General features: G+C 66.3%; 23 protein-coding genes and 1 tRNA gene. 19 read left to right on the top strand and 5 right to left on the bottom strand.

The window, feature by feature from the left end:
- Nucleotides 1-7: 7 nt before the first annotated feature.
- Nucleotides 8-1399, bottom strand: coding sequence for an oxygen-independent coproporphyrinogen III oxidase (gene hemN, locus INQ41_RS11255; protein ID WP_193984530.1), 1392 nt, complete (start codon nt 1397-1399; stop codon nt 8-10).
- Between the two features lie 199 nt (nt 1400-1598).
- Between hemN and INQ41_RS11250 the strand changes: the two genes are divergently transcribed.
- The 9 genes from INQ41_RS11250 (at nt 1599) to INQ41_RS11210 (ending at nt 16415) form a co-directional block, all read left to right on the top strand.
- Entirely contained in the window at nt 1599-2312 is a 714-nt protein-coding gene (locus INQ41_RS11250) for a response regulator transcription factor (protein WP_193984528.1), read from the top strand.
- 398 nt (nt 2313-2710) lie between these two features.
- Nucleotides 2711-8755, top strand: a complete 6045-nt coding sequence (locus tag INQ41_RS11245; RefSeq protein WP_193984526.1) for an ESPR-type extended signal peptide-containing protein — start codon at nt 2711-2713, stop codon at nt 8753-8755.
- A gap of 73 nt (nt 8756-8828) precedes the next feature.
- Complete coding sequence (locus INQ41_RS11240) at nt 8829-9695, top strand: OmpA family protein (RefSeq protein WP_228076592.1); 867 nt, start codon at nt 8829-8831, stop codon at nt 9693-9695.
- Nucleotides 9696-10125: 430 nt separating this feature from the next.
- On the top strand, nt 10126-11490 hold the full coding sequence (locus INQ41_RS11235; RefSeq protein WP_228076591.1) for a sensor histidine kinase: 1365 nt from the start codon (nt 10126-10128) through the stop codon (nt 11488-11490).
- Between the two features lie 164 nt (nt 11491-11654).
- Nucleotides 11655-13190: an anthranilate synthase component I gene (gene trpE, locus INQ41_RS11230; protein WP_193984520.1), complete on the top strand. Its 1536-nt coding sequence runs from the start codon at nt 11655-11657 to the stop codon at nt 13188-13190.
- Nucleotide 13191: 1 nt separating this feature from the next.
- Complete coding sequence (locus tag INQ41_RS11225; RefSeq protein WP_193984518.1) at nt 13192-13770, top strand: anthranilate synthase component II; 579 nt, start codon at nt 13192-13194, stop codon at nt 13768-13770.
- Nucleotides 13771-13802: 32 nt separating this feature from the next.
- Complete coding sequence (gene trpD / locus INQ41_RS11220; protein WP_193984516.1) at nt 13803-14837, top strand: anthranilate phosphoribosyltransferase; 1035 nt, start codon at nt 13803-13805, stop codon at nt 14835-14837.
- A gap of 31 nt (nt 14838-14868) precedes the next feature.
- Nucleotides 14869-15660, top strand: coding sequence for an indole-3-glycerol phosphate synthase TrpC (gene trpC / locus INQ41_RS11215; RefSeq protein WP_193984514.1), 792 nt, complete (start codon nt 14869-14871; stop codon nt 15658-15660).
- Nucleotides 15657-16415, top strand: a complete 759-nt coding sequence (locus tag INQ41_RS11210) for a haloacid dehalogenase-like hydrolase (RefSeq protein WP_407074233.1) — start codon at nt 15657-15659, stop codon at nt 16413-16415. Before trpC ends, INQ41_RS11210 begins: the two co-directional genes overlap by 4 nt.
- Here the strand turns inward: INQ41_RS11210 and crp are convergent.
- Complete coding sequence (crp, locus tag INQ41_RS11205; protein WP_407074232.1) at nt 16400-17056, bottom strand: cAMP-activated global transcriptional regulator CRP; 657 nt, start codon at nt 17054-17056, stop codon at nt 16400-16402. The two genes, INQ41_RS11210 and crp, sit on opposite strands and share 16 nt — an antisense overlap.
- A gap of 194 nt (nt 17057-17250) precedes the next feature.
- On the opposite strand from crp, the gene speD reads away from it, so the two are divergent.
- Nucleotides 17251-18042 (top strand): adenosylmethionine decarboxylase, encoded by a 792-nt coding sequence (gene speD / locus INQ41_RS11200; RefSeq protein ID WP_193984512.1) that lies wholly within the window; start codon nt 17251-17253, stop codon nt 18040-18042.
- Nucleotides 18043-18048: 6 nt separating this feature from the next.
- On the opposite strand, the gene coq7 is transcribed toward speD, so the two are convergent.
- Together coq7 and INQ41_RS11190 are read right to left on the bottom strand one after the other, a co-directional pair.
- On the bottom strand, nt 18049-18693 hold the full coding sequence (coq7, locus tag INQ41_RS11195) for a 2-polyprenyl-3-methyl-6-methoxy-1,4-benzoquinone monooxygenase (RefSeq protein ID WP_193984510.1): 645 nt from the start codon (nt 18691-18693) through the stop codon (nt 18049-18051).
- Between the two features lie 9 nt (nt 18694-18702).
- Nucleotides 18703-19917, bottom strand: a complete 1215-nt coding sequence (locus INQ41_RS11190) for a (Fe-S)-binding protein (protein WP_193984508.1) — start codon at nt 19915-19917, stop codon at nt 18703-18705.
- Between the two features lie 178 nt (nt 19918-20095).
- Between INQ41_RS11190 and rplM the strand changes: the two genes are divergently transcribed.
- From rplM to maiA, 5 genes are all read left to right on the top strand, one after another.
- Nucleotides 20096-20524: a 50S ribosomal protein L13 gene (gene rplM, locus INQ41_RS11185; RefSeq protein WP_193984506.1), complete on the top strand. Its 429-nt coding sequence runs from the start codon at nt 20096-20098 to the stop codon at nt 20522-20524.
- Between the two features lie 10 nt (nt 20525-20534).
- Nucleotides 20535-20927 carry a 30S ribosomal protein S9 gene (gene rpsI, locus INQ41_RS11180; protein ID WP_193984504.1) on the top strand — a complete coding sequence of 131 codons (393 nt, stop codon included), beginning with the start codon at nt 20535-20537 and terminating at the stop codon, nt 20925-20927.
- 27 nt (nt 20928-20954) lie between these two features.
- A tRNA-Gln gene (locus INQ41_RS11175) sits at nt 20955-21029 on the top strand.
- A gap of 101 nt (nt 21030-21130) precedes the next feature.
- Complete coding sequence (locus tag INQ41_RS11170; RefSeq protein ID WP_193984502.1) at nt 21131-22117, top strand: fumarylacetoacetate hydrolase family protein; 987 nt, start codon at nt 21131-21133, stop codon at nt 22115-22117.
- A 24-nt stretch (nt 22118-22141) separates the two neighbouring features.
- Nucleotides 22142-22819: a maleylacetoacetate isomerase gene (maiA, locus tag INQ41_RS11165; protein ID WP_193984500.1), complete on the top strand. Its 678-nt coding sequence runs from the start codon at nt 22142-22144 to the stop codon at nt 22817-22819.
- Between the two features lie 46 nt (nt 22820-22865).
- Here maiA and INQ41_RS11160 read toward each other — a convergent pair whose 3' ends face one another.
- The gene (locus tag INQ41_RS11160) at nt 22866-23963 is read right to left on the bottom strand and encodes a PilT/PilU family type 4a pilus ATPase (RefSeq protein ID WP_193984498.1); all 1098 of its coding nucleotides are present in this window, start codon (nt 23961-23963) and stop codon (nt 22866-22868) included.
- Between the two features lie 172 nt (nt 23964-24135).
- Between INQ41_RS11160 and INQ41_RS11155 the strand changes: the two genes are divergently transcribed.
- The 4 genes from INQ41_RS11155 (at nt 24136) to INQ41_RS11140 (ending at nt 26969) form a co-directional block, all read left to right on the top strand.
- Nucleotides 24136-24438: a DUF4398 domain-containing protein gene (locus INQ41_RS11155; protein WP_228076589.1), complete on the top strand. Its 303-nt coding sequence runs from the start codon at nt 24136-24138 to the stop codon at nt 24436-24438.
- Nucleotides 24435-25046: a hypothetical protein gene (locus tag INQ41_RS11150; RefSeq protein ID WP_193984494.1), complete on the top strand. Its 612-nt coding sequence runs from the start codon at nt 24435-24437 to the stop codon at nt 25044-25046. The genes INQ41_RS11155 and INQ41_RS11150 overlap by 4 nt, the downstream gene beginning before the upstream one ends.
- A 218-nt stretch (nt 25047-25264) precedes the next feature.
- On the top strand, nt 25265-25483 hold the full coding sequence (locus INQ41_RS11145; protein WP_193984493.1) for a YdcH family protein: 219 nt from the start codon (nt 25265-25267) through the stop codon (nt 25481-25483).
- Nucleotides 25484-25592: 109 nt separating this feature from the next.
- The gene (locus INQ41_RS11140; protein ID WP_193984491.1) at nt 25593-26969 is read left to right on the top strand and encodes a pyridoxal-phosphate dependent enzyme; all 1377 of its coding nucleotides are present in this window, start codon (nt 25593-25595) and stop codon (nt 26967-26969) included.
- Nucleotides 26970-26976: the final 7 nt, after the last annotated feature.

The raw sequence follows: 26976 nt of genomic DNA, 5'->3' as shown, positions 1-26976 counted from the left end.
GCCGCGTCTAGATGGCGCGGGAGAAGCGGGGCGAGGCGGTCGGTTGGGTCAGGTAGTGGTCGAAGCACATCGCTATGTTACGCAGCAACAGGCGTCCGCGCGACGTTGCGGTGATGCGGGACGGCTCCACCTTGACCAGCCCGTCGGCGACCAGTGGCTCCAGCTGGGCGATCGCGTCGGCGAAGTAGTCGTGGAAGTCGATCAGGTAGCGCCGCTCCAGCGGGTCGATGGGGATCTCGCCCTGGCACATCAGGCGCTGGATGACGTCGGCGCGCAGCTGGTCGTCCTCGCTCAGGCGCATGCCGCGGAACACCGGCAGCCGGCCCTCGTCCAAGGCGATCTGCCAGCTCGGCAGGTCTCGCGGGTTCTGACTGAAGCTGTCGCCGATATGGCTGATGGCGCTGACGCCCAGCCCGATCAGGTCGGTATCGGAATGGGTGGTGTAGCCCATGAAGTTGCGGTGCAGTCCGCCGCGGTCCTGGGCAGTGGCCAGGTCATCCTCGGGCAGCGCGAAATGGTCCATGCCGACATAGGAATAGCCGGCATCGGTGAGTTTCTCGATCGCCAGCTGCAGCAGCCCCAGCTTGACCTCTGGCGAGGGAAGGTCCTCGGCATTGATCTGGCCCTGGGCCTTGAACAGGTCGGGCAGGTGGGCGTAGCTGTACACGGCCAGCCGGTCGGGGCGCACCGTGATGACCGTGTCCAGCGTTTCGGCGAAGCCCTCCAGCGACTGCTTGGGCAGGCCGTAGATCAGGTCGACGTTGACCGAGCGCATCCCGCTCTGACGACAGGCATCGATGATCGCGACAGTCTCCTCGACCGACTGGATCCGGTTGACGGCCTGCTGCACGGCCGGGTCGAAGTCCTGCACGCCCAAACTGGCGCGGTTGAAGCCGATCGCGGCCAGTTCGGCGATGTCGGCGGGCTTGACGAAGCGCGGGTCCAGCTCGATCGAGAGGTCGCGCTTGGGCGAGTCGGAAAAATGGAAATGGCTGCGCAGCGAGTCCACCACCTCGCCCAGCTGCGCCGGCGAGAGGAAGTTCGGCGTGCCACCGCCGAAGTGCAGCTGGATGACCTCGCGGTCGCGGTCGAACATCGCCGCCGTCATCGCGATCTCGCGGTACAGCCGGACCAGGTAAGTCTCCCCACGCGCCAGGTCGCGGGTGATGATCCGGTTGCAGCCGCAGTAGAAGCACGGACTCATGCAGAACGGCACGTGCACGTACAACGACAGCCGGCGCGGGATCGGATCGCCATTGCTGGCCAGGATGGCCTCGCGCAGCGCCTCCTCACCGAACTCAGCGGAGAATTGCGGCGCGGTCGGGTACGAGGTGTACCGCGGACCGGGCCGGTCGTAGCGCTGCAACAGCGACGCGTCGAACTGGAGGGGACTGGACATGACGCTCAGGCTATCGACGGCCGCGGGGGTGCGCCTTGATCGGGGTCAAACGCGGCCGTGCCGCATCCACGGTCGTCCGGCCACGCGAGCGCCGCTAGTGGGAGGTCATCGCCCCCATTAATCTTGCAACTAGGCGCGATCGCGCCTGTTAACGTAGTGCGCCCGCCCACGAACGCCCCGGGAGAGGCTGGAGCAAGGAATGGATAGTTCGGTCAAACCCTGGGTGATGGTCGTCGAGGACGACCTCGAGCTGCGCGAACAAGTTATTGTCCCGGCGCTGACGCAAGCGGGGTTCCACGTCGCTGCGGCGGGAAGCGCGTTGGAGATGTACCGCGCCATGCTGACCCAGCAATTCAACTTTTTCGTTGTCGATGTGGGTCTTCCCGACGAGAACGGATTCAACGTCGTGCGTCATCTACGCGGTGTGACCCACGCGGGAATGATTCTTCTGACCGGCCGCCATGCGCCGGCCGATAAGGTGCATGGCCTTGAAATGGGCGCGGACGCATATCTGACCAAACCTGTGGATCCCGCTGTTCTTGTGGCCACGCTGCGGAGCGTCGCTCGCCGGGCATTCACCGAGCCGGTCAATACGCCGACCGTTCCCCAGTTGCCCCGTGTGGGCGGGTGGACATTCGACCTTGATCGCTGGCGTTTGCTCACGCCCGACGATTCGACCGTCAAGCTCTCTATTGCCGAGCGCGAGCTGCTACGGATATTGCTGGACGCTTCGGGGCAGGTCGTCCCGCGCAAACGCATCATCGAGGGCCTAACGGCGAAGATCAGCGATTTCGAAGAAGAACGACTGGAAATGCTGGTGTTCCGGCTCCGTCGCAAAGCCGAGGCTGCCGCGGAGGGAGAGTCGTTGCCCCTTCAAAACGTTCGTGGCGTGGGATACGTCCTGTTGGGCTAGCGGGCCCAACGGCACCGCCTTTCGTTTAATTTCAAAAGCTTTCGCTTTATATCCAACGCTTCGTGTTTCGCAATGAAGCGCGAGTGTTTTTCGTGACGCCCGTCTATATGCTGCGCCCCCAATCGGGTGGGTTTGCGTTTTGCAGCGACTTTGAGTGCGCGTAGTTTCCACGCGCAGCCGAGCCGACCCTATTTACCGGACATTCTGCGGGCCTTCCGGCTCGCCGGGACGGGCGTTTTCGTGCGCGCCGTGACGAAAACAGGGCGAGCGTAATGGTGTTTATCCAGGTAGCCCCGCTCTCCCATTTGAGTTGGGCCAGCGGCGACTCCACGCATGGCGCAGCGTTTCGTACAGCGGGCTCTCGCATCCCTATTTCGAATCACTGAGAGGAATTCAGATTGAACAAGATCCATAGCAAAGTTTGGAGCAGGAAGCTGGGCCGGATGGTAGTGGCTTCGGAGCTCGCCAAGGGCGGCGGCGGTGCAGGCACGTTGCACGACGGCACCGCCGCAAGTGGACGGCGACCGGGCGCGCTTGCCTTGGCGATCGGATTAGTGCTGGGTCTGACGGCATTGGCTGGCATGCCGGCGTTTGCCCAGCATGCGCCGAGCTGGACCGTGACCGACGGCAGCAACGGCGCCGTGATCGGTGATAGTGGGACGGTGACGTTCCAAGGCGACAGCAACATCCATGTCGCGCAGGCGGGAGCCGATGACGCCGGCGTCATTGAGATCACCCTCGACGACGATATTGATCTCGGTGTCGATGGCAGTGTCACGATTGGCGACACACGGGTGGATGGCAGCGGTGTGGCGATCGGCAGCAATGTCGTGCTTGACAACACCGGCCTCACCATCAGTGCAGGCCCCAGCGTGACCGCCGCAGGGATTGATGCCGGCGGCAAGGTGATCACCGGCGTGGCCAGTGGCACCGCCAGCCACCACGCGGTGAACTTCGGCCAGCTCAGCACCGTCAGCACCGCAGCTTCGGTCGCTCAGTCCACGGCGACCAACGCGGCGGCTGCCGCGGCTGCCGCGCAGATTGCTGCCGATGCAGCAGGCTGGATCATCAGCGACGGAGCCACTACTACCGATATCGGGCCCGGTGGCACCGTGACCTTCCAGGGCGACGGCAATATCAGCGTGGCGCTCACCGGCGTTGACGACGACGGAAAGGTGACCGTCACGCTCGACGAGAATCTGACGGTAACAAGCATCACGGCAGGCAATTCGACCCTCAATAATGCCGGGCTGACCTTCAGCAGCGGCGGTCCCAGCGTCACCGCCTCAGGGATTGACGCCGGTGGCTTGCGGATTACCGGCCTCGCCGAGGGCGCCCTGACGGCGACCAGCAGCGACGCGGTCTCCGGCAAGCAGATCTTCGACCTGTTCATCGAAGAAGGTGCCGGTGGCGTCCGCTATTTCCGCGCCCGTTCGGCACAGCCTGACTCCCAGGCCATGGGCGATGAGTCCATCGCCATCGGGCCCAACACCGTGGCGGAAGGCGTCAGCAGCTTCGCAGCCGGTGACGGTGCGGCCACCACCGCAAGCGCTGAAAGTGCCATCGCGATCGGGCAGGGTGCGACAGCTGGGGGTGAGCTGACCGGAGGCGAAGCCGCAATTGCCATCGGCCGTGACAGTGAGGCAACGGGCAACAGCTCGGTGGCACTCGGTGACAATGCCAACGCTGGCGGTGCCAATGCCACGGCGCTGGGCGCACGAGCAGCAGCGGGCGGTGCCGGGGGAGTGGCGCTGGGCCAGGATGCGGTGGCCGCAGCGACCAACAACATTTCGATCGGTAATGCCGCGGGGCAGGGCACCGGCCAGGTCCTGCCTGGCGATCAATCCCACAACATCGCGATTGGCAACCAGTCCGGCCAGAACGTGGCCGGCCAGTTCAACGTGGCAATGGGCGATGGCGCCGGCAGCAACGTGGATGGCGACGACAACGTGGCCATGGGGCGTGGCGCGGGTGTGGGCATTGCCGGTGAGGAGAACGTCAGCATCGGCTTGGACGCGAACAGCGGGGTAACTTCGAATCGCGCCGTCGGCATTGGTCAGTCAGCCCGAGCGCAGACCGAAGGCGTGGCAGTCGGCTTCAACGCCTCTGCCGGCAACACCGGCGTCGCGCTGGGGCGGCAGACCACGGCGCTTGGGACAGGAACGGCCATCGGCCCCAACGCCCATGCGGACAGCAATTTCGTCGCCTTGGGTCTCAACTCGTGGGCGACCCAGAGCGACGTGTCGGGGAGCAGTGAGTTTACCAACCGGACGTTCAACGGCAGTGCCGTCTCCGTCGGCAGCAGCCAGAGCGGCGCCTCGTTCACGCGCCGAATAGTCAATGTGGAAGACGGTGCGAATGACACCGATGCAGTCAACGTCCGCCAGTTGAAGCAGGCCGTGTCGGGCATCGACCTGAGCGACATCGACTTTGCCGGCGGGGTCATCGCCAATCTCCAGGACCAGATCGACCAGAACATGCTGAACTACGTCAGCATCAATGACGGCGGCATCGACAAGGGCAACAAGAACAACAACGGCGCCGATGCTGCCGCCGTTGACTCGGTCGCGATCGGCCCGGACGCAACGACCAAGAACCGCGACTCGATCGCCATCGGCCATCAGGCTGGCGCCGAAGGTGATTCCGCGGTGGTGCTGGGCCACAACATCAAGGGCCTGGGCAAGAACTCGACCACCATCGGCAACTCGCAGTCCGAGGCACTCGGCGAAAGTGGTATCGCCATCGGCACGCACGTGGAGAGCCGTGACCAGAATTCGATCGTCATCGGTCGGGATTCCTATACCAACCGCCAAGCCAGTGGCCCGGCAGTCGATAACTCGATCGTCATCGGCACCCAATCGTCGTCGACCGCGGTCGAAGGCATTGTCATCGGCAAGGACTCGTTGGTGAATGCACCCCGGGGCATTGCCCAGGGCAGTGGCGCGCATTCGACGGCGAGTGACGCCACGGCGTTGGGTACCCGAGCCAGCGCGAGCGGGGCAAGTGCGCAGGCCAGTGGCACCGACGCAAGGGCTAGCGGCGCCAACGCCATTGCCAATGGAACCGGCGCCACCGGCTGGGCCAATGACGGCATCGCCATGGGCACGGGCGCGGTGTCCGGTTTCAACGACCCTGCAAACCTCCAGCCGCGCCGCAACATGGGCGGCGTCGCCATCGGCCAGAACACGCTGGCGGACAACTACCATGCGTTGGCGATTGGCGTGGAGGCCCGCGCAACCGATGAATCGGCTACCGCCATTGGCGACGCTGCCGAGGCTTCCGCAGAAGATGCGTTGGCAATAGGTTCCAGCGCACGCGCCAGCGCGGAAAACGCGGCCGCGTTCGGTCAGGACGCCAGCGCCACGGCGGAAAATGCGCTCGCGGTCGGATCCGGCGCACGCGCCTCGGCCCGGAACGCTTCCGCATTCGGCCAGGGCGCGCAGGCGTCGCATGCCGGCTCGGTCGCGCTGGGCAGCGGTGCCATCACCGCAGCGCCCATCGGTACCGCCAGCATTTCGGTCGACAAAAACACCTACAACTTCGCCGGCACCACCCCGGTGGCGACCGTCAGTGTTGGCGCCGCGGGTGCCGAGCGCACTCTCACCAACCTTGCAGCGGGCCGCATCAGCGCCACCAGCACCGACGGTATCAACGGCAGCCAGCTGCACGGCACCAACATGGCGCTGGAATCGCTGGCCGATGACCTGGATGCCGCAGGCGACTCGATTGCCGACGTGCTGGGCGGCAACGCGGTATTCGATCCCGACACGCATCAGGTCACGATGAGCAATGTCGGCGGCACCGGAAAGGGCACGGTGCATGACGCGATCGAGTACGCCGCGCAAGGCTGGGCGGTAGGGGCAAACGGCGAGGTGACGGGCGCCAACGTAGCACCAGGCGGTTCGGTCGACTTCAGCAACACCGACAGCAATATCGTCATCGCGCGCAACGGCACCGACCTCATCTTCGACCTGGCCGAGAACATCGACCTGGGCGCGGACGGCAGCCTGACCACGGGCGACACCGTGGTGAACAACGACGGTCTGGCGGTTGATGACGGCGCAGGCAACAACACTACCGTGGGTGCCGGTGCGATTGCGGTGACCGACGCTGCCGGCACAACGACGATCGGTGGCAACGAGATCTCGGTGGGTGGGGCCAACCCGATCGTGATCAACGGCGACGCCGGCACCATCGGCGGGCTGACCAACACCACGTTCGACCCTAACAACTACACCAGCGGCCAGGCGGCGACGGAAGACCAGCTTCGAGTGGTCCATGGCATAGCCAACTCTGGCTGGAATGTCAGCGCTCAGGGGGCAAACGCCACCAACGTGGGCGTCAACAGCCCGACTGGCAATTCGGTCGACCTGACCAACGCCGACGGCAACATCGTCATCACCAAGGCCGACGACAGCAACGACGTCACCTTCGACCTGGCCGAGAACATCGACCTGGGCTCGGACGGCAGCCTGACCACCGGCGACACCGTGGTGAACAACGATGGTCTGGCGGTGGACGATGGCGCCGGCAAGGTGGCGAGCCTGACCGCGGATGGCGCGTCGGTGAGCGACGCCGACGGCAACAGTACCGTTGTGGGTGCGGGCACCGTCGCGGTGACCGACACAGCGGGCACGACCACCATCGGGGGCGATGTCATCGTGGTGGGCGGCGCCAGTCCGATCCTGATCAGCGGTAACGCCGGTACGATCAGTGGCCTGCAGAACCAGACAATCAACTATCCGGGGTTCGCCGATGGTTCCGGCCGTGCGGCGACCGAGGAGCAACTTGTTCTTGTAAACCAGACGGTCAACGCGGGGTGGAATTTGACCGGTTCCGGCGTCGACCAGGTCAATATCGGGCCAAACGGTTCGGTGGACTTTCAGGGTGACCAGAACATCACCGTCGCCCAGACAGGCGATGACCAGGACGGTGTGATCGCCGTCACCCTTAACCGTGATATCGACGTGGACAGCGTCACCGTTGGCGATACCGCTATCGACACCGCCGGCGTTGCGGTGGGCGGCAACGTGCACCTCGGCAACACCGGCCTGGTGATCAATGGCGGGCCAAGCGTGACAATGAGCGGTATCGACGCGGGCACCTTGGTAATCACCAACGTGGCGGCGGGTGATGTCAGTGCCACCAGCACGGATGCCATCAACGGCAGCCAGCTCCACGGGATGGGTCAGTCGATCGTGAACGTGATTGGTGGCAACGCCGGGCTCAACCCGGACGGCACCATCACCACCAGCGACATCGGCGGCACCGGTCACGACAATATTGACGATGCGATCCGATCGGCGAACGAGGCCGCCAACGCGGGCTGGACGGCGACCGATGCCAACGGCAATGACGCCAACATCGGCCCCAACGGCACGGTGAACTTCACCGGCGACCAGAACATCACCGTAGCCCAGACGGGCGCGGACAACCGCGGCCAGATCGAGATCACCCTCAACCGTGACCTGGACGTCGACAGCCTCACTGCCGGCGACACCGTGGTCGATACCGACGGCGTGCACGTGGGCGACGACGTGCACCTGGGCGATACGGGCCTGGTGATCGAGGGTGGCCCGAGTGTGACCACCGATGGCGTTGATGCCGGCGGCCAGGTCATCGGCAACGTCGCGGCGGGTGTGGCTGACACCGATGCGGCCAACGTGGGCCAGCTCAACGACCTGGCCTCCAACATCGTCGACAACAGCAGCCGTGTGACAAACCTGGAGGAGGGTTCGACCGGTCCGTTCCAGGTCAGCCAGGAAGCCCCGATCGTCCCGCCGACCCCGACCGGAGCCAACTCTGCGGCCGGCGGCAGCGGCGCGGACGCCAGCGGTGACAACAGCACCGCGCTGGGTAACCACGCCGTGGCCGCCGGTTCCAACAGCACCGCGGTCGGCCAAGGCGCAAAGGCCACGCACGACAACAGCGTGGCGCTGGGCCAAGGGTCGGCGACGACCGTGGGCGCCCAGTCCGGTTACGACGCGGCCTACGTGGGCACCAGCAACTCGTCGGGCGAGGTCAACGTCGGCAACCGCACCATCAGTGGGGTCGCTCCGGGCGTGGCCGGCAACGACGCCGTCAACGTCAACCAGCTCAGTGCCGGTGTGGATCACGCGGTAATTACCGCGAACAACTACACCGATCAGCGGTTCAGCCAGATCCACGGGGATGTGTGGGACCTGGGCCAGCGGATCGACGGGCTCGAGCGTGACCTCAACGCCGGCATCGCGACCGCAATGTCGATGCGGCAGGCGCCTTACGTGGCCGGGGCGACGACTTACTACGCAGGTTTCGGAGCCTACAAGGGTGAAGGCGCTGTCGGCGTCAGCCTGCGGCGTACCGCCGACAACGGACGCTGGAGCCTGGAGGGCGGCTTCTCGTCCAACCGCGAAGGCACCGGCGGCTACGTCGGCGTGAGTGGCGTACTGGGCGGGAAGTGACGCAGCGCCGGCCTTCCGAAACAAACGGAAGGCTGGCAGCGAATCCAATCGGAACAAATCAGGAATGACACACATGGTAATCAGGAACATGCTTCGCGGAGCCCTCGCTACCGCCGTTTGTGCGCTGTTGTCTGTCCCGGCCGGGGCGTTGGCGCAGGATGTGGGGCTTCCCTCCACAGCGGTGATGCCGGTGCAGGGCGTGGTGGGCGATACCGATTTTCCGGAGGCCTCCCGCAGCCGGATCCGGAATGGCGACTTCGTCAACGTCGACAACCTGCGTCAGATGGGGCGTGGACTCGGGAAGAGCCAAGTCAGACGACTGCTCGGCAATCCGCACTTCAGTGAGGGGGTCGCCGGTGTCTCGCGCTGGGACTACGTCTTCAACTTCCGGACCGGGGTCGACACCCACGTCACCTGCCAGTACCAGGTCAACTACGAGCGCGCCAACGGAAACTACGTGGTCGACTCGATGCATTGGGATGGGTCGGCCTGTCTGGACGCATTGAATGACCGGCCGGACCCGGTTGTTGGGCCGGACCCGGTTGTTTCCACGGCCGCACCGGCAGTGCATACCCTGTCGGCCGATGCGTTGTTCGCGTTTGACGGTTCGCGTCCACGGGACATCCTCCCGCAGGGGAAGGAAGAGATCGCCGCACTGGCACAGGAGCTGTCCCGCTCGGGAGCGGAGCAAATCACCGTCGTCGGCCACGCCGACAGGCTGGGCAGCCATAGCTACAACCAGGCGCTGTCGGAACGGCGGGCGGCAACGGTCCGGCAGTTGCTGGTCGAACAGGGCCTGCCCGGAGCCGGCATCACCGCAGCCGGGCGCGGCTCTTCGGAGCCGGTCACCAGCTGCGACCGGTCCTTGCCACGGGCCGAGCTGATCGAATGCCTGAAACCTGATCGACGGGTGGAGATCCGGGTGGCCGGAACGCACTGATACGGCGAAACAAGAACGGGGCGGCTTGCGCTGCCCTTCCGTTTTGTCCGGCCATTTGTCACACCTCCGCGCGGTCTCCAGCACGCTGGCGACCGGCTCGGGTGCCCATGCCGAGCATGCCGTATACGCCGAGCAGCGCGGTATGACCGTGGGCCCCGGATACGACGTCTTTTTCAATATCATCAACCGGGTCGGCAGCTACTTACGGGGAAGGCGAACGCCGCGGGCGACTGAAAGGGTGCCGCGGCGTGCAAGCCCGAACGGCAACGGATGACCGCATCGCGCGGCCGCGCTAGCCTATGGCGCTTCGAGGTTGGCGCGACGCAGGCGCTCGCCGCATCCACTGCCATCCGAGCCGCTCATGGAACCTGTTGCAACGTCTGAGCCTGTTTCCGTGAGGTCTGCCCGACTGCCGCCGTGGCAAGCGTTGATGCGATGGCTTCGCGACGTGCCTGTGGCCGACCCGGTCGACCGGCGCAACGCTCCGGTCCTGCAGGTGGTCATGCTGGTCATTCTCGGCACGGCACCGCCGATCTGGGCGTACCGGTTCAGCCTGCTCAAAGACGTCCCGTGGCGCGAAGACGAGACGCTCGGCTTTGCCTTGAGCATGGGCTTCTATGCGCTGGCGGGCTTCAGCCTTTATCTCGTGCGTACCGGCAGGTTCCAGTGGGCAGTCAGGCAGCTGATGGTGGTGACGGCGGTGCTGATGCTGGTGTCCCACTCAAGCGTGGGTTTCACAGGCAACCGGTTCGAGCACCCGTTGCTCACCGTCTGGATCGTCACCACCGGGTTGATGATTGGCCGGACCGCCGTCTGGACGATGTGTCTCGCCGTTCTGGGTGCGTTCGCGCTCGGCGTGCGGGTGGACGTCATGGCCGGCGAGCCCGCGAGCGGGATGGTCACCGACGGGATCATCAGCGGTCTGATGTTCGTGCTCATCACGGCCGTGGTGGACCGGGCCGCGACAGCGCTGCGTGAGAGCCTTGCCGCTGAGAAGCTCCGCAGCGATCAACTTGTGGTGTCAAACGAGCAGCTGGAGGCGGAAATCCGTGAGCGAGAGCGCGTGATGGACCAGCTCGTCCACGCCCGCAAGATGGAGGTGGTGGGACGACTGTCCAGCGGACTGGCGCACGATTTCAACCATCTGCTCGGACTGGTGCAGGGATACGCCGGGAAAGGGCTGCAGAGTGCGGAGCCGGCTGCCATGCGTGAAGCACTGCAGGGTGTGGATGGCGCATCGCGTCGGGCCGCCGCGGTCGCCACCCGCTTGCTCGACTTCGGGCGCGCGGATGCCCGCTCCCTGGAAACGATTGACGTGGCAACTGCGGTCAATGACCTCCGGCCGGTGTTGCGGCAACTCCTGAGCCCCGACATCGCGATCGATATCGAAGGGCCGCTTGTCCCGGTCCATATCCGGTTCGATCCGGCACAGTTTGAGTTGATGGTGTTGAACATCGCCGCCAATGCCGGCGACGCCATGCGTGAGGGCGGGCACTTCAGCATCTCCGTGACTGCCAGCGACGGGCACGCGCGGATCCGTTTTTCCGACACGGGTATCGGCATGAGCGAGCCCGTTCGCCGCCAGGTGCTGGAGCCGTTCTTCACCACCAAGGCGCGTGGAGAAGGCACCGGCCTGGGCCTTGCCCTGGTCTCCTCGATGGTCGGCGACGCCGGCGGGAGGATCGATGTCAGCAGTGCCCCCGGCGAGGGGACCGACTTGGTCATCCGAATCCCGGCGATCGCACCGGACACCCCCACGCGTGCGCGGCGCCAGTTGGCCGGGAGTGCCGGATAGGGACCGCTTGATTGCGCGCCATCCCGTCGCGTCCCGGCCCCCGAACCGCTACAGTAGCGCGATGACTCCAAGGGCGAACCTGCATTTCCGCAATGCCGACACCGGTTGGCGATGGTCGCTTGTCGCCGTCGTTCCCGATCCGTCGCATCCCCAGGAAATGCCGCATGTCCCCGCCAGACAGTTCCACCCCAGACAGTCCGCAGCACCAGCCATACCAGCAGCACGTCGCTGACGGCCACACCCGCATCCCGGTGGTGCGCGAGGTCCTGTCTGACCTGGACACGCCGCTGTCGGTGTACCTGAAGCTGGCCGACGGGCCGCACACCTACCTGTTTGAATCGGTCGAAGGCGGCGAGCGCTTCGGGCGCTATTCGATCATCGGCCTACCGGCGCGTCGCGTGTACGCGTTTGCCGGCAACACCCTGTATGTCACCGAGCACGGCGAGCTGGTCGAGGCGCGCGATGTGGCCGATCCGTTCGCCGAGGTCGAGCGCCTGCGCTCGCAACACTCGGTGCCGCGCATCGACGGCCTGCCCGGATTCACCGGTGGCCTGGTCGGCTGGTTCGGCTTTGAGTGCATCCAGTACATCGAGCCACGGCTGGGCGGGCCCGGCGCGGACGGCGAGGCCAAGACCGACGAGCTGGGCACCCCCGACATCCTGCTGATGCTCAGCGAGGAAGTCGCGGTGTTCGACAACCTCAAGGGCCGGCTCTACCTGATCGTGCATGCCGACCCGTCCGAACCGCAGGCGTGGGCGCGCGCCAACCGGCGCCTGGACCAGCTGGTCCACCGCCTGCGCAACAGCGGCACCGCGTATCCGGAAACCCTGGATTCCTACGGGCTGGACGAGGCGGACTTCGTCTCCGGTTTCACCCGCGAGGGCTTCATCAAGGCCGTCGAGCAATCCCAGCAGTACATCCTCGATGGCGACATTTTCCAGGTCGTCCTCAGCCAGCGCCTGAGCGTCCCGTTCAAGGCGCGGCCGGTGGACGTCTACCGCGCGCTGCGGGCACTCAACCCGTCGCCCTACATGTACTTCCTCGACGTGGGCGACATGCAGGTGGTCGGCTCCTCGCCGGAGATCCTCGTGCGCCTGCAGTTTGACGAGGCCGGGCAGGGCATGGTGACGGTCCGCCCGATCGCGGGCACGCGACCGCGCGGCGCCACCCCGGCCGAGGACGAGGCGCTGGAGGCCGAGCTGCTGGCCGATCCCAAGGAGCGCGCCGAGCACCTGATGCTGATCGACCTGGGCCGCAACGATGTCGGCCGGGTCAGCCAGCCCGGCACGGTGGAGGTCGGCGAGCAGTTCGTGATCGAGCGCTACAGCCACGTCATGCACATCGTCAGCGAAGTCACCGGCACCTTGAAACCGGGGCTGTCCTACGCCGACGTGCTGCGCGCAACCTTCCCGGCCGGCACCGTCAGCGGCGCGCCGAAGATCCGCGCGCTGGAGGTCATCCGCGAGCTGGAGCCGGTCAAGCGCAACGTCTACGCCGGCTCGATCGGCTACCTGGGCTGGCATGGCGATGCCGACACCGCGATTGCGATCCGCACCGCGGTCATCCAGGACGGCCGCCTCCACGTCCAGGCCGGCGCCGGCATCGTCCACGATTCGGACCCGCAAAAGGAATGGGAAGAGACCATGAGCAAGGGCCGGGCACTGTTCCGCGCGGTCGCCGAAGCGGCAAGGGGGCTGTGACGTGCTGCTGATGATCGACAACTACGACAGCTTCACCTGGAACCTCGTGCAGTACCTGCAGGTGCTCGGCGCGGAGGTCAAGGTCGTCCGCAACGACGAGCTGTCAGTGGCGCAGATCGAGGCGCTGGCGCCGGAGCGGATCGTGATCTCGCCCGGCCCGTGCACACCCGATGAGGCCGGCGTCTCACTGGAGGTCATCCGCCAGTTGGGCCCGCACACGCCGCTGCTGGGGGTGTGCCTGGGTCACCAAGGCATCGGCCAGGTCTACGGCGGGCAGGTCGTGCGCGCCGGCCGGATCATGCACGGCAAGACCTCGCCGATCCGCCACCTCGGCACCGGCGTGTTCGCCGGGTTGCCCGATGGCTACACCGCGACCCGCTACCACTCGCTGGTGGTGGACAAGGCCAGCATTCCGGACTGCCTGGAAATCACCGCATGGACCGACAACCAGGACGGTTCGATGGAGGAGGTCATGGGCCTGCGCCACCGCGAGCACCCCGTGCAGGGCGTGCAGTTCCATCCCGAGTCGATCCTGACCGAGCACGGCCACGCCCTGCTGAAGAACTTCCTCGACGGCTGAGGCCGCGTCCACCTCGACAATACGAGCCAGCAATGCCAATCACCCCGCAAGAAGCCCTGCAACGCACGATCGAACACCGCGAGATCTTCCACGACGAGATGGTCGAGCTGATGCGCCAGATCATGCGCGGCGAAGTCAGCCCGTTGATGACCGCGGCGATCATGACCGGCCTGCGGGTGAAGAAGGAAACCGTCGGCGAGATCGCCGGCGCGGCGCAGGTGATGCGCGAGTTCGCGGTACCGGTCGAGGTCGCCGACCGCACCCATCTGGTCGATATCGTCGGCACCGGCGGCGATGGCGCCAACACCTTCAACATCTCCACGGCGAGCATCTTCGTCATTGCCGCGGCCGGCGGCCGGGTCGCCAAGCACGGCGGTCGCAGCGTGTCCTCCAAGTCCGGCAGCGCCGACGCGCTGGAGGCGCTGGGCGCGGCGATCGAGCTGAGCCCGGGACAGGTCGCGCAGTGCATCGCCGATACCGGCATCGGCTTCATGTATGCGCCGATGCACCACCCCGCGATGAAGGTGGTCGCGCCGGTGCGCCGCGAGATGGGCGTGCGCACCCTGTTCAACATCCTCGGCCCGCTGACCAACCCGGCCAGTGCACCGAACATCCTGATGGGCGTCTTCCACGAGGACCTGGTCGGCATCCAGATCCGCGTGCTGCAGAAGATGGGCGCCGAGCGGGCGCTGGTGGTCTGGGGCCGCGACGGCATGGACGAGCTGTCGCTGGGCGCCGGCTCGCTGGTTGGCGAGCTGCGCGACGGCAAGGTGCGCGAGTACGAGCTGCATCCGGAGGATTTCGGCATCGCCATGTCGGCCAGCCGCAACCTGCGCGTGGACAGTCCGCAAGCGTCCATCACCATGCTTTCCGAGGTGCTCGACAACCGGCCTGGCCCGGCGCTGGACATCGTCGCCCTCAATGCCGGCGCCGCGCTGTATGTCGCCGGCGTGTCCGAATCCATCGCCGCGGGCGTGGAACTGGCCCGTGCAGTGCTCGCCTCGGGCGCCGCGCGGCTCAAGCTGGACGAGTTCGTGGCCGCAACGCGCGCGCTGGCGAAGCCGTGATGGCCCCCATTTCCGGAGTTCGTTGCACACCATGAGTGACATCCTCGACACCATCCTCGCCCGCAAGCACGAGGAGATCGCCCAGCGCAGCCAGATCCGCACCCTGGACAGCGTCCGCGCGCGGGCCCAATCGCAGCCGCCAACGCGCGGCTTCGTGGACGCGCTGAAGCAGCGGCACCTGGCGGGCGAGGCGGCGGTGATCGCCGAGATCAAGAAGGCCAGCCCCTCCAAGGGACTGATCCGCAAGGACTTTGATCCGGCGGCGATCGCGCGCAGTTACGAGGCCGGCGGTGCGGCCTGCCTCTCGGTGCTGACCGACGTGGATTTCTTCCAGGGCAGCAACCGCTACCTGGGCGAGGCACGCTCGGCCTGCTCGCTGCCGGCGCTGCGCAAGGATTTCATCGTCGATCCCTACCAGGTCTACGAGGCGCGGATGATCGGCGCCGACTGCATCCTGCTGATCGTGGCTGCGCTGGAGGACGGGCCGATGATCGAGATGGCCAACCTCGCCCACGAGCTGGGCATGGACGTGCTGATGGAGGTCCACGACATCGACGAGCTGGAGCGCGCGCTGCAGACCGACTGCGAGCTGATCGGCATCAACAACCGCAACCTGCGCACCTTCGAGGTCTCGCTGCAGACCAGCATCGAGCTGAAGGCCGCGGTGCCGCCGGACCGCATCACGATCACCGAAAGCGGCATTGCAACGCGGGACGACGTGGCGAAAATGCGCGGCGCCGGCATCGAGACCTTCCTGATCGGCGAGAGCTTCATGCGCGAAGCCGACCCGGGGGCGGCGCTGCGGCGGATGTTCCAGGCGTGAGCGGGGCCGTTCTGCCAGCCGCAGGCGACACGCCGCCCCTGGTCGTGTTCGACTTCGACCACACCCTGTACGACGGCGATTCGGGCAGCCACCTGTTTGCCTGGATGATCCGGCGTCGCTGGTGGCGGACGGCACTGGCCCTGCTGCTGGCGCCGCTGTTCGGGCCGATGGTCGCGTACCAGCCGACCCGGCGTGTCGGCATCTCCGGGTTCGTCTGGGCCGGTACCGTCGGTCTGCGCGGTCCGCGCGAACTGGATGCATTGATCGACCGCTATGTCGCGCTGCATGCCGAGCAGATCCGCGCGCGCCTGCTGCCGGTCGCGCTGGCGGTGTTCCAGCAGCACCGCGTTGCCGGCGACCAGGTCGTGGTCGCCACCGGCGCCCCGCCCGAACTGGCGCGCGCGATCCTGGCCTTCGTCGCGCACGAGGACGTGCCGGTGGTGGGAACGCTGGTCGGTCCGCGCCTGGGCGGGCTGGGGGCGGCGCGCCACTGCCACTTCCAGATGAAGATGACGATGTTGCGCGAGGCAGGCTTCACGGCGCCTGTGGCGGTGGCCTATTCCGACAGCAGCGCGGACCTGCCGCTGCTGCTGGCGGCGGAGCGGCCGGTCGTGGTCAACCCCAAGCAGGCCAATGTCGCGATGTTCCGCAACGTGCTGCCAGCGGGTACGCCCATCCTCAACTGGGGTTGCCCGGGACGCGCCGGCGAGCCGGTGCCCGGGTCAGCCGGTGGCGCGCCTCAGCGCGTGCCGTAGAGCACGATGGTCTTGCCGCGGGCGTGCAGCTTGCCGTCCGCTTCGAGCTTCTTCAGGACCCGCCCGGCCATCTCGCGCGAGCAGCCCACCAGCCGCGACAGTTCCTGGCGCGAAACCCGCAACTGGGTGCCGTCGGGGTGGCTCATCGCTTCGGGTTCCCGGGCCAGGTCGTGAAGCGCGCGGATGATGCGGTCGGTGACGTCCAGGAACGCCAGCCGGCCGGCCTTGCGGCTGGTGTCGAGCAGCCGCTGGGAGATCTGCGAGGCAATTGAATACAGCAGCTTGGGCGCATCGTCGGCCAGGCGCGTCAGCATCAGGTCGTACAGGCGCTCGTGGCCGATTTCGGCCAGTTCGCAGGGCGTGCGGGTGCGCAGGATGACCTCGCGCTGCTCGCTTTCCACGAACAGGCCAAGCTCGCCCACGAACTCGCCGGGGCCGAAATAGCCCAGAACCAGCTCGCGGTCCTCGTCCTCCTCGGCGATGATGCTGACCGATCCGGAGATGATGTAATAAAGCGTGCTGGCAGGATCCCCGGGCCGGAACACGTCCGTCCGCGTCGGGTAGCGACGACGGTGGCAGTGAGCCAGGAAGCGTTCGATCGTGGGGCCGTCAGGCGTCAGGGGGCTGTTGAATTTACGCAAAGCATTCAAATTGATCCACCGGGATGGCGTGATGTCGGAAAATTCGTATCCGGGCAGCTTAGGGTGAATGGGCGCTGAGTGGCAAACTTTGCCATTTCGCGGCACGTCGGGTGAACCGTCGCTGGACGCGCGTTTTCAACCGGCGGCCAATTGCCGCATAATCGCGCCTCTTGTCATTGTCCGGATAAAGCCTAGTGGTCAAGCCGTTGCCGCGTCTGAGGTTGCAGGGGTTCAACAACCTCACCAAAGCGCTCTCGTTCAACATCTACGACGTCAGTTTTGCCTACTCCGAAGAGGAGCGGCAGCGCTACATCGAGTACATCGACGAGGAATACAACGCCGATCGCCTGACCCAGATCCTGACGGATGTGGCGGACATCATCGGCGCCAACATCCTCAACATCGCCCGCCAGGACTACGATCCACAGGGTGCTTCGGTGACGATCCTGATCTCCGAGGAGCCGGTGGTCGACAAGTCCGATGCCAAGGGCGTGATCTCCGAGGCGGTGGTAGCGCACATGGACAAGTCGCACATCACCGTGCACACCTATCCGGAAACGCACCCCGACAACGGCATCGCGACCTTCCGCGCCGACATCGACGTGGCGACCTGCGGGGTGATCTCACCGCTGAAGGCGCTCAACTACCTGATCGAGACGCTCGAGTCAGACATCGTGGTGATGGACTACCGCGTGCGCGGCTTCACCCGCGACGTGAAGGGCAAGAAGCACTACATCGACCATCGCATCAACTCGATCCAGGACTACCTTGCCAAGAACATCAAGTCGCGCTACGAGATGCTCGACGTGAACGTCTACCAGGAAAACATCTTCCACACCAAGATGCACCTGAAGGACTTCGACCTGGACCAGTACCTGTTCGAGGAGAAGGCGCGCAACCTGTCGTTCAAGGAGCGCATGAAGATCGAGGCGCGGCTCAAGCGCGAGATCGAAGAGCTCTACCACGGGCGCAACCTGGTCGACTGATCGGGCTCAGACCCGGTAGGCAATCGCCTTCATTACCCGCGAGGCGGCCGACATGATCGACGGCACCGGCGGCGGCAGGATGCGCGCGCCGGCGGCCTGGGCATTGTCCGCATGCCGCGCCTCGTCCTCCTTCATCACCTCCAGGATCGCCCGGCTGCGGGAATCGGCCGCCGGCAAGGAGGCGAGGTTCTCATCGATATGGGCCTCGACCTGGCGCTCGGTTTCCACCACGAAGCCCAGGTTCCAGCCGTCGCCGCGCAGGCCGGCCAGCACCCCGATCGAGAAGCTGCTGGCGTACCACAGCGGGTTGAGCAGGCTGGGACGGTCTTGCAACTCGACCAGGCGGCCGGCGCACCAGGCCAGGTGGTCGGTCTCCTCCTGCGCCGCCTCCAGCAGGTGGGCGCGGGTGGCCGGGTCGCGCGCGACCGCCGCCTGGCCGCAGTACAGCGCCTGCGCGCAGACCTCGCCAACGTGGTTGACGCGCATGAGGCCAGCGGCATGGCGCCGCTCGCTTTCCTCCAGCACGACGTCCGGTTGGCCGGCCGCCGGGTTGGGGCGCACGGCGGCGGGGGAGCCCAGGACGGTTTCCAGCGCACGCTGGGCATCGTCGAGGATGCGGTCGATCCGGCTGAGACGGCGGGTGGTTTCCATGCCGCCAGTTTAGCGCGCGCCGCGGGCGCCCGAGGTGTCGAGGTGCGGGTCAACCACATCCTGTCGAATCAGCGCCTCGGCGAGAAACTCCAGCGGGTGCTGCACCGGCAGCGCCGTGCCGTTGCCCAGGTGCAGGCGACAGCCGATGTTGGCGCTGAGCAGGCGCGTCGCGTCACTGCTGGCCAATTGATCCAGCAACGGCTGGCGGTACTCGCCGGCGCGCACCGGGTCGGTCAGCATCTGGTTGCCCGCCGCGCCGCAACAGCCGAAGCCGGCATCGATCTCGATCACCGTCAGTTCCGGGATCCGGGCCAGCAGGCGACGCAGTGCCGGCACGCTGCCGCTGGCATTGCGCTGGGTGCAGGGCAGGTGCAGGGCGACGCGTTCGGGTTTCGACCGGAAAGTGAGCCGATCGGCGCGCGCGTCCAGCAGCGCGAGCGCGTCCATCGCGGTGCCGTCGATCGCAGCCGCGACGGCCCTATGGCAGCCGCTGGCGAGCGTGAGCACCTTCGCGTGCCCTGCAAACGCCTCGCGATTGCGCGCCGCCAACTGCGCCGCGCCGTCGAGATGGCCGGCGTGGGCGTGGACGGCGCCGCAGCACGTCTGCCCGTCCGGCACCGCCAGTTGCATGCCCGCCGCGGCACAAAGCCGGGTCAGCGCGTCCCGGGCCGGACCCTCGTAGGAGCCTGCAATGCATCCGACGAAGAGGGCGGCCGATGGCGTCGACATCGCAGGTTGCGCAGCCGTTGCATCGCGCAGCGGACGCATGCCGTCGCGTGCGAGTGCCGGAGGCGCAGGCAGCAGCTGCAGTCGGTGAGGAAGGAGGCTGCGGGTGCGGCGGTAAAGGCCCACAAGTGCGCCCAGCAGTCGGGGCCGGACCACGAGGCCTTCCAGCGCCTTTTGAAGCACGCTGGCACCGCGCCGCTGGCGTTGACGGCCGCGCGCGGACACCAGCAGCGCGTCATACTCAACGCCGGCCGGGCAGACCGCCTCGCAGTTGCCACACCCCAGGCAGTGGTCCAGATGGGCATCGCCGAGCGGGCCCGGCTCGATAGTGTCCAGTGCCCAGGCCCTCGCCAGCGCTATCCGACCGCGCGGCGATTCGGCTTCCATGCGCCCGCGGCCGTAGGTTGGGCAAACCAGCAGACACAGGCCGCATTGGACACACCGGTCAGCCAGTGCGACCAGCGGGTCGGAGGCAAGCGGACGGCTGGCAGGGCGCATTTCGGGATGCTAGCATGTGCGGCTCGATGGCTTGCGCTGCGTTGCGGCGACCGTTATCATTCCGCCTCTTTACGCTCCACAGCGCATCTTTCACCACAACGCGTGGCGAAGTTCCGGCCATCTCCCTTCCCGGGACATGGGCGCAACAAGCCCGGCAAGGTACCCAAGAAGATCAGTCATGAAGACATTTAGCGCCAAGAACGAGACCGTCCAGCGTGACTGGTACGTGGTCGACGCCTCCGGCAAGACCCTGGGCCGCCTGGCCGCCGAGCTTGCCCACCGCCTGCGCGGCAAGCACAAGCCGGTCTACACCCCGCACGTCGACACCGGCGACTACCTGGTAGTCATCAACGCCGAGAAGATCGTGGTCACCGGCAACAAGCTGGCCGACAAGAAGTACTACCGGTTCACCGGCTACATCGGCAACCTGAAGTCCGAGACCCTGGGCCAGGCGCTTGAGCGCCATCCCGAGCGCGTCATCGAGATCGCGGTCAAGGGCATGCTGCCGAAGAATCCGCTCGGCCGCGCCATGTACCGCAAGCTCAAGGTCTATACAGGCCCCGAGCATCCGCACACTGCCCAGCAGCCGCAGCTGCTGGAACTCTAAGGTCAACGACATGGCAATCCAGCAGAACTACGGCACCGGCCGCCGCAAGTCCTCCACCGCTCGCGTGTACCTGCGCAAGGGCGAGGGCAAGATCACGATCAACAAGCGCAGCATCGAAGAGTTCTTCGGTCGTGAGACCGCTCGCATGATCGTGCGCCAGCCGCTCGAGCTGACCAAGTCCACCGACAAGTTTGACGTCAACGTCACCGTTGCCGGCGGCGGCACCACCGGCCAGGCCGGTGCGATCCGCCTGGGCATCTCGCGTGCCCTGGTCGAGTACGACGAGTCGCTGAAGAGCGAGCTGCGTCAGGCTGGCTTCATGACCCGCGACGCCCGCGAAGTCGAGCGCAAGAAGGTCGGTCTGCACAAGGCACGCCGCGCGACCCAGTTCTCCAAGCGCTAAGATTGTTTGCGTTACAATCCGCTTTATAGCCCCGTCGCCAAGCGGTAAGGCACCTGACTCTGACTCAGGCATTCGGTGGTTCGAATCCATCCGGGGCTGCCATACAACGAAGAACCCGCCCACGTGGCGGGTTTTTTGTTGCCTGCGCGCCAGCGGTTACAATTGAAACCATCGCGCCGTGGCGCCGTTATAAGGAGTTCCCGATGAAGCTTGGTTCCCTCAAGGAAGGCGGCCGCGACGGCACCCTGGTGGTGGTTTCACGCGACCTGACCCGCGCCGTCCGCGCCACCGGTATCGCCGACATCCTGCAGCGCGCGCTGGAAGACTGGAGCAATATCGCTCCCCGGCTGAACACCCTCTACGAATCGCTGAATGCCGGCAACGCCCAGGGCGCCTTCGACCTGGACGTGTCCGCACTTGCCGCGCCGTTGCCGCGTGCCTACGAGTTCGTCGATGGCAGCGCCTACCTGCCGCACGTGGAGCGGGTCCGCCGCGCGCGCGGCGCCGAGGTGCCGGAGAGCTTCTACACCGACCCGTTGATGTACCAGGCGGTCAGTGCCGGCTTCATGGGGCCGCGCGATCCGGTGCGGGTGACCAGCGAGGAATTCGGCATCGACCTGGAGGCCGAGCTGGTGGTCATCACCGATGACGTGCCGATGGCGGTGTCGCCCGAAGCCGCGGCCGGGCACATCCAGCTGGTGGGTCTGGTCAATGACGTGTCCCTGCGCAACCTGATCCCGGGCGAGCTGGCCAAGGGCTTCGGCTTCCTGCAGGCCAAGCCGCGCTCCGCGCTCAGCCCGGTGTTCGTCACCCCGGACGAGCTGGGTGACGCCTGGTGCGACACCAAGCTGCACCTGCCGATGCTCACCCACGTCAACGGCAAGTGGTTCGGCGCCCCCGAAGCCGGCGTCGACATGCAGTTCAACTTCGCCCAGCTGGTCGCCCACGCCGCGCGCACCCGCCCGCTGTCGGCGGGTACGATCGTCGGCTCGGGCACCATCGCCAATGAGGACACGTCGCTGGGCGCCTCGTGCTTCGCCGAGCTGCGCACGGTGGAGGCGCTGCGCGACGGCAAGCCCAGCACCCCGTTCATGTCCTTCGGTGATACCGTCCGCATCGAGATGCTGGACCGCGACGGAGCCAGCATCTTTGGCGCCATCGAGCAGCGCATCGAACGCCAGGACGGCTGACCCGCATACGCCCAGGAGACAGGCATGACCGAGCAGTTGACGCTGTATTCGTACTGGCGCTCGAGCGCGGCGTACCGCGTGCGGATCGGTCTGAACCTGAAGGGGCTGCCCTACAGGACTGTGCCGGTGCACCTGGTCCGCGATGGCGGCCAGCAGCACGCCGAAGCCTACCGCCAGCTCAATCCGCAGGAACTGGTGCCGGTGCTCATGCACGGCGACCGGGTCATGCGACAGTCGGTGGCGATCCTGGAATACCTCGACGAGACCTGGCCGTCACCGCCGCTGCTGCCGGCGGCCAGCCGCGACCGGCAGCGCGCGCGGGCGATCGCCCAGGTGCTCGCCTGCGACATCCATCCGCTCAACAACCTGCGCGTGCTGCAGTACTTCGACCGGACCTGGAGCGTGCCCCAGCCCGAGCGCGAGGAGTGGGTCAGGCACTGGGTAGCCGAAGGCTTCGCGGCGATCGAGACGATGCTCACCGACCATCCGTCCACCGGCGTGTTCTGCGAAGGCGACATCCCGGGCCTGGCCGATTGCTGCCTGATACCGCAGATGTACAACGCGCGCCGGTTTGCGGTGGACCTGACGCCGTATCCGACCCTGGTCAGGGTCGAACAGGCCTGCCTGGCGCTGCCCGAGTTCGACGCGGCCCGGCCGGAAAACCAGCCAGATGCGCCTGCGCCGGAGCCCGCGCCCGCCTGACAACGCCCGGCGGCGCGGCTGGCCCTGATCACAGGGCCGACGCGGCTCAGAACACCGACGCGTACTGGTCGTGCTCGGCGTCGGCACCTTCGGACAGGCGGAACTTCAGCGCCAGCCCGTCGCGTGAGTCGGCCGCGCGCAATGCCTCGTCGATGTCGATCTTGCCCTGCTTCTGCATCCGGAACAGGCACTGGTCGAAGGATTCGATGCCTTCCTCCAGCGACTCCTCCATCGCCTGCTTGATCTCGTGGATCTGGCCGCGCCGGATCAGGTCGCGGATATGCGGGGTATTGATCAGCACCTCCGCCGCAGGCACCCGGCGCCCGTCCACGCCCACCACCAGGCGCTGGGAAATCACCGCCCTCAGGTTGAGCGACAGGTTCATCAGCACGTTCTTGTGCGCCGCCTCGGGGAAGAAGTTGAGGATGCGCTCGATCGTCTGGTCGGCGTTGTTGGAGTGCAGCGTCGCCAGGCACAGGTGGCCGGTCTCGGCGAAGGCGATCGCCGCCTCCATCGTCGACTGGTCCAGGATCTCGCCGATCAGGATCACGTCGGGCGCTTCGCGCATCGCGTTCTTCAGCGCGCTGCCGAAGGCGTGCGTGTCCAGGCCGACCTCGCGCTGGTTGACCAGCGAACGCTTGTGCCGGTGCAGGTACTCGATCGGGTCCTCGATGGTGAGGATGTGGCCGGAGACGCTGCTGTTGCGGTGATCGATCATCGAGGCGAGCGTGGTCGACTTGCCCGACCCGGTGGAGCCGACGATGAGGACCAGGCCGCGCGGCTCCAGGATGATGTTCTTGAGCACCTGCGGCAGCTGCAGTTCCTCGATCGAGGGGATCACGCTGCGGATCGCACGGATCACCATGCCGACTTCGCCGCGCTGCCTGAACACGTTGATGCGGAAGCGGCCGGTGTCGGGCAGCGAGTACGCCATGTTGAGCTCCAGCTCGCGCTCGAACTGCGGCACCTGGCCTTCGCCCATCAGCGAGTAGGCGATCTTCTTGACCATGCCGGGCGGCAGGCCGGTATTGCCCAACGGATGCAGCCGGCCCTCGATCTTGATGTACACCGGCGCGCCGGTGCTCAAGAACATGTCCGACGCGTTCTTCTCCGTCATCAGCTTCAGAAAATAGCCGATGTCCATGCACCCACTCCCCGTTGACGGACGCCGTCGTTGCAACCTTGACGCCGGATTGCCCACAATGGCCGGGCGATACACCTCCGCCACGGCTCCCCTTATGCATCCAAGCTTCGCACAATTCCGCCATTTGCTCGCGTGCACAGTTCTCGCTTGCGTGCTCGGCGCATGCGCCACCTTGCCGCCGCCGACCAGCGAGTTGGCCGATGCACGCCAGGCCGTCTCCAGGGCGACCGATCTGGACGCGGACCAGTACGCCAGCCAGCCGCTCGCTTCGGCGCGCGATGCCCTGGGCCGGGCCCAGGCGGCGATGGCGGAAGGCCGCAACGACGCCGCGCGCGCACTGGCCAACGCCGCCAGTGCCGATGCCGATCTCGCGATCGCCCTGAGCGCCAAAGCCAAGACGTCCGCGGAGCTCGCCCAGCGCCGCAGTGAAGTGCGCGAGCTGCGCGACCGCTTCGAGGGAGGGAACATCCGATGAGGATTTCCACCGATATCCGCTGTCTTGCCATCGGCCTGTTGCTGGCCGCGACCATCCTTCCCGTCCACGCGCAAAGCCGCACCGATGCCGGCGTCGAGGCACTGGGTCGCAAGCTGGTCGCACTGGAGGCCAATCCGGACTACGCCAATGCCGCGTCCTTCGAGCGCCTGCAGGCGCGCAACGCCGTGGATGCGCTGGCCAACGCCCGCCAGAGCCAATACGAGGCGGCGTACTACGTCGCTGACCGCCGGGTGCAGATCGCCGAGGCGGCGGCCGAGACCGCGGCCATGCAGCAGGAAATCCGCGAGCTGGACCGGGAGCGCACCGAGCTGTTGCTGGAGGCCAGCCGCCGCGATGCCGCCGCCGCCCGCGCCGAAGCCGAGCGCCTGCGCATCCAGGCCCAGGTCCGCGCCGAGGAGGCCGAGCGCCTGCGCATGCAGACCCAGAGCGACGCCGACGCCATGGCCGAGGTGGAGACCGCGTTGAAGGACGTCGCCGGTGCTCAGGCGGCCCGGCTGAAAGCCGCCCGCGCCCGCCAGGCCGAACTGGCCCGCCAGGAAGCCGAGCTGATGGGCGGCAAGCCCGACGAGAGGCCGAAGAAGAAGTAGTTCGGCCTCGCCGTCGCGGCGATTCGTCAATAAATCGTTGGTTGTCAGCGGTTTAACTACGCAGAGCGTGTCCTGGCAAGGGCCGTGCCGGTTTCCGGCATGCGCGCCGGCAGCCGCCATACGAACGCGTGTTGCCGCCCCTGGGTACGCGGAGTAGGGTCGGATCACCGGGCGATCGATTCCCGCCCGGCGGTATCCATGCGCTGAAGGAGGCTTCAATGTTCGATGATCAACCCCAGCCCGAGATCGATGCCCTGATCGACTCCAACCGCGAGTTCAAGCAGCTGTACCAGCGCCACAAGAAGCTCGACAAGAAGGTGATGGACGCCGAGTTGGGCGTGTTGCCGATCGACCCCACCACGTTGGCCCAGATGAAGCGCGAGAAGCTCGCGGCCAAGGACCAGCTGGTCAGGATGTACGCCGCCCAGGCCACCTGAGCCGCGCCGCGATGCCGGCACGGTCGCCGCTGTCCCGGCCGCCGCTGCCGGCATCCCTTAGAATCCCCGGGTCAGCCGCGATTGCCGGCGCCAAGAACCCGTGATTCGCATGCAAATTGCCAGCTCCGTACTCGACCTGATCGGCAACACGCCGATCGTCAAGGCGCAGCACCTCGATACCGGTGTGTGCGAACTGTATTTCAAGCTGGAATCTCAGAACCCCGGCGGCTCCATCAAGGACCGCATCGGCCTCAAGATGATCGAGGCCGCCGAGGCGCGCGGCGATATCGCTCCCGGCGACACCCTCGTGGAAGGAACGGCGGGCAACACCGGTCTGGGACTGGCCCTGGTCGCCCAGCAGAAGGGCTACAAGCTGGTGCTCGTGGTTCCCGACAAGATGAGCCGGGAGAAGATCTTCAACCTCAAGGCGATGGGCGCGCAGGTGGTGCTGACCCGCTCCGATGTCGCCAAGGGCCATCCCGACTATTACCAGGACCTCGCGGCGCGTATCGCCAGCGAGACGCCGGGCGCGTTTTTCATCAACCAGTTCGGCAACCCGGACAACCCGGCCGCACATGAGCAGGTCACCGGCCCTGAGATCCTCGCTCAGATGGCCGAGGTCGGTGGCCTGGATGCGATCGTGTTCGGCTGCGGCAGCTCGGGCACCATGGCCGGCCTGTCGCGCTGCTTCGCGGAGAAGTCCCCGCACACCGAACTGATCCTGGCCGATCCGGTGGGCTCGATCCTGACCGAGTACATCAACGAGGGCACGCTCAGCGACAAGTCCGCCAGCTGGATGGTCGAGGGCATTGGTGAGGACTTCCTGCCGTCAATTTCCGACTTCAGCCGGGTCAAACAGGCCTACGCCATCAGCGACAAGGAGAGCTTCCTGACCGCGCGCATGCTGCTGGAGAAGGAAGGCATCCTGGGCGGATCCTCCACCGGCACCCTGCTGGCGGCGGCGCTTAAATACTGCGCGGCGCAGACGGTACCCAAGCGCGTGCTGGTGTTCGTCTGCGACACCGGCAACAAGTACCTGTCGAAGATGTACAACGACTACTGGATGCTCGATAACGGCTTCCTGGAAGCCGAGCGCCACGGCGATCTGCGCGACCTGATCCTGCGTCCGTTCTCGCGCCGCGACACCGTGGTCATCGGCCCCGACGACCTGCTGGTCACTGCTTATCAGCGCATGAAGCTCTACGACGTCAGCCAGCTGCCGGTGATGGACGGCGACCAGCTGGTCGGCATCATCGACGAGTCCGATCTGCTGCTGCATGTGTATGGCAATGAAGCGGGCTTCCGCGACCCGGTGTCCACGGCGATGGTGGGCAAGGTGGACAAGATCGACAAGCGCGAGGCGGTCGAGGCGCTGCTGCCGGTATTCGAGCGCGGACATGTGGCGGTAATCGTGGATGGGGAGAGCTTTTTGGGGCTGATCACGCGGATTGACCTGCTGAACCACTTGCGGCGGCGGGTGGAGTAGGGGGTGA

It is taken from the genome of Lysobacter ciconiae (assembly GCF_015209725.1).
In the GTDB taxonomy this organism is placed as follows: domain Bacteria; phylum Pseudomonadota; class Gammaproteobacteria; order Xanthomonadales; family Xanthomonadaceae; genus Novilysobacter; species Novilysobacter ciconiae.
Note: the sequence above shows the minus strand (reverse complement) of the source record. Positions and strands in the feature narration are given on the sequence as shown.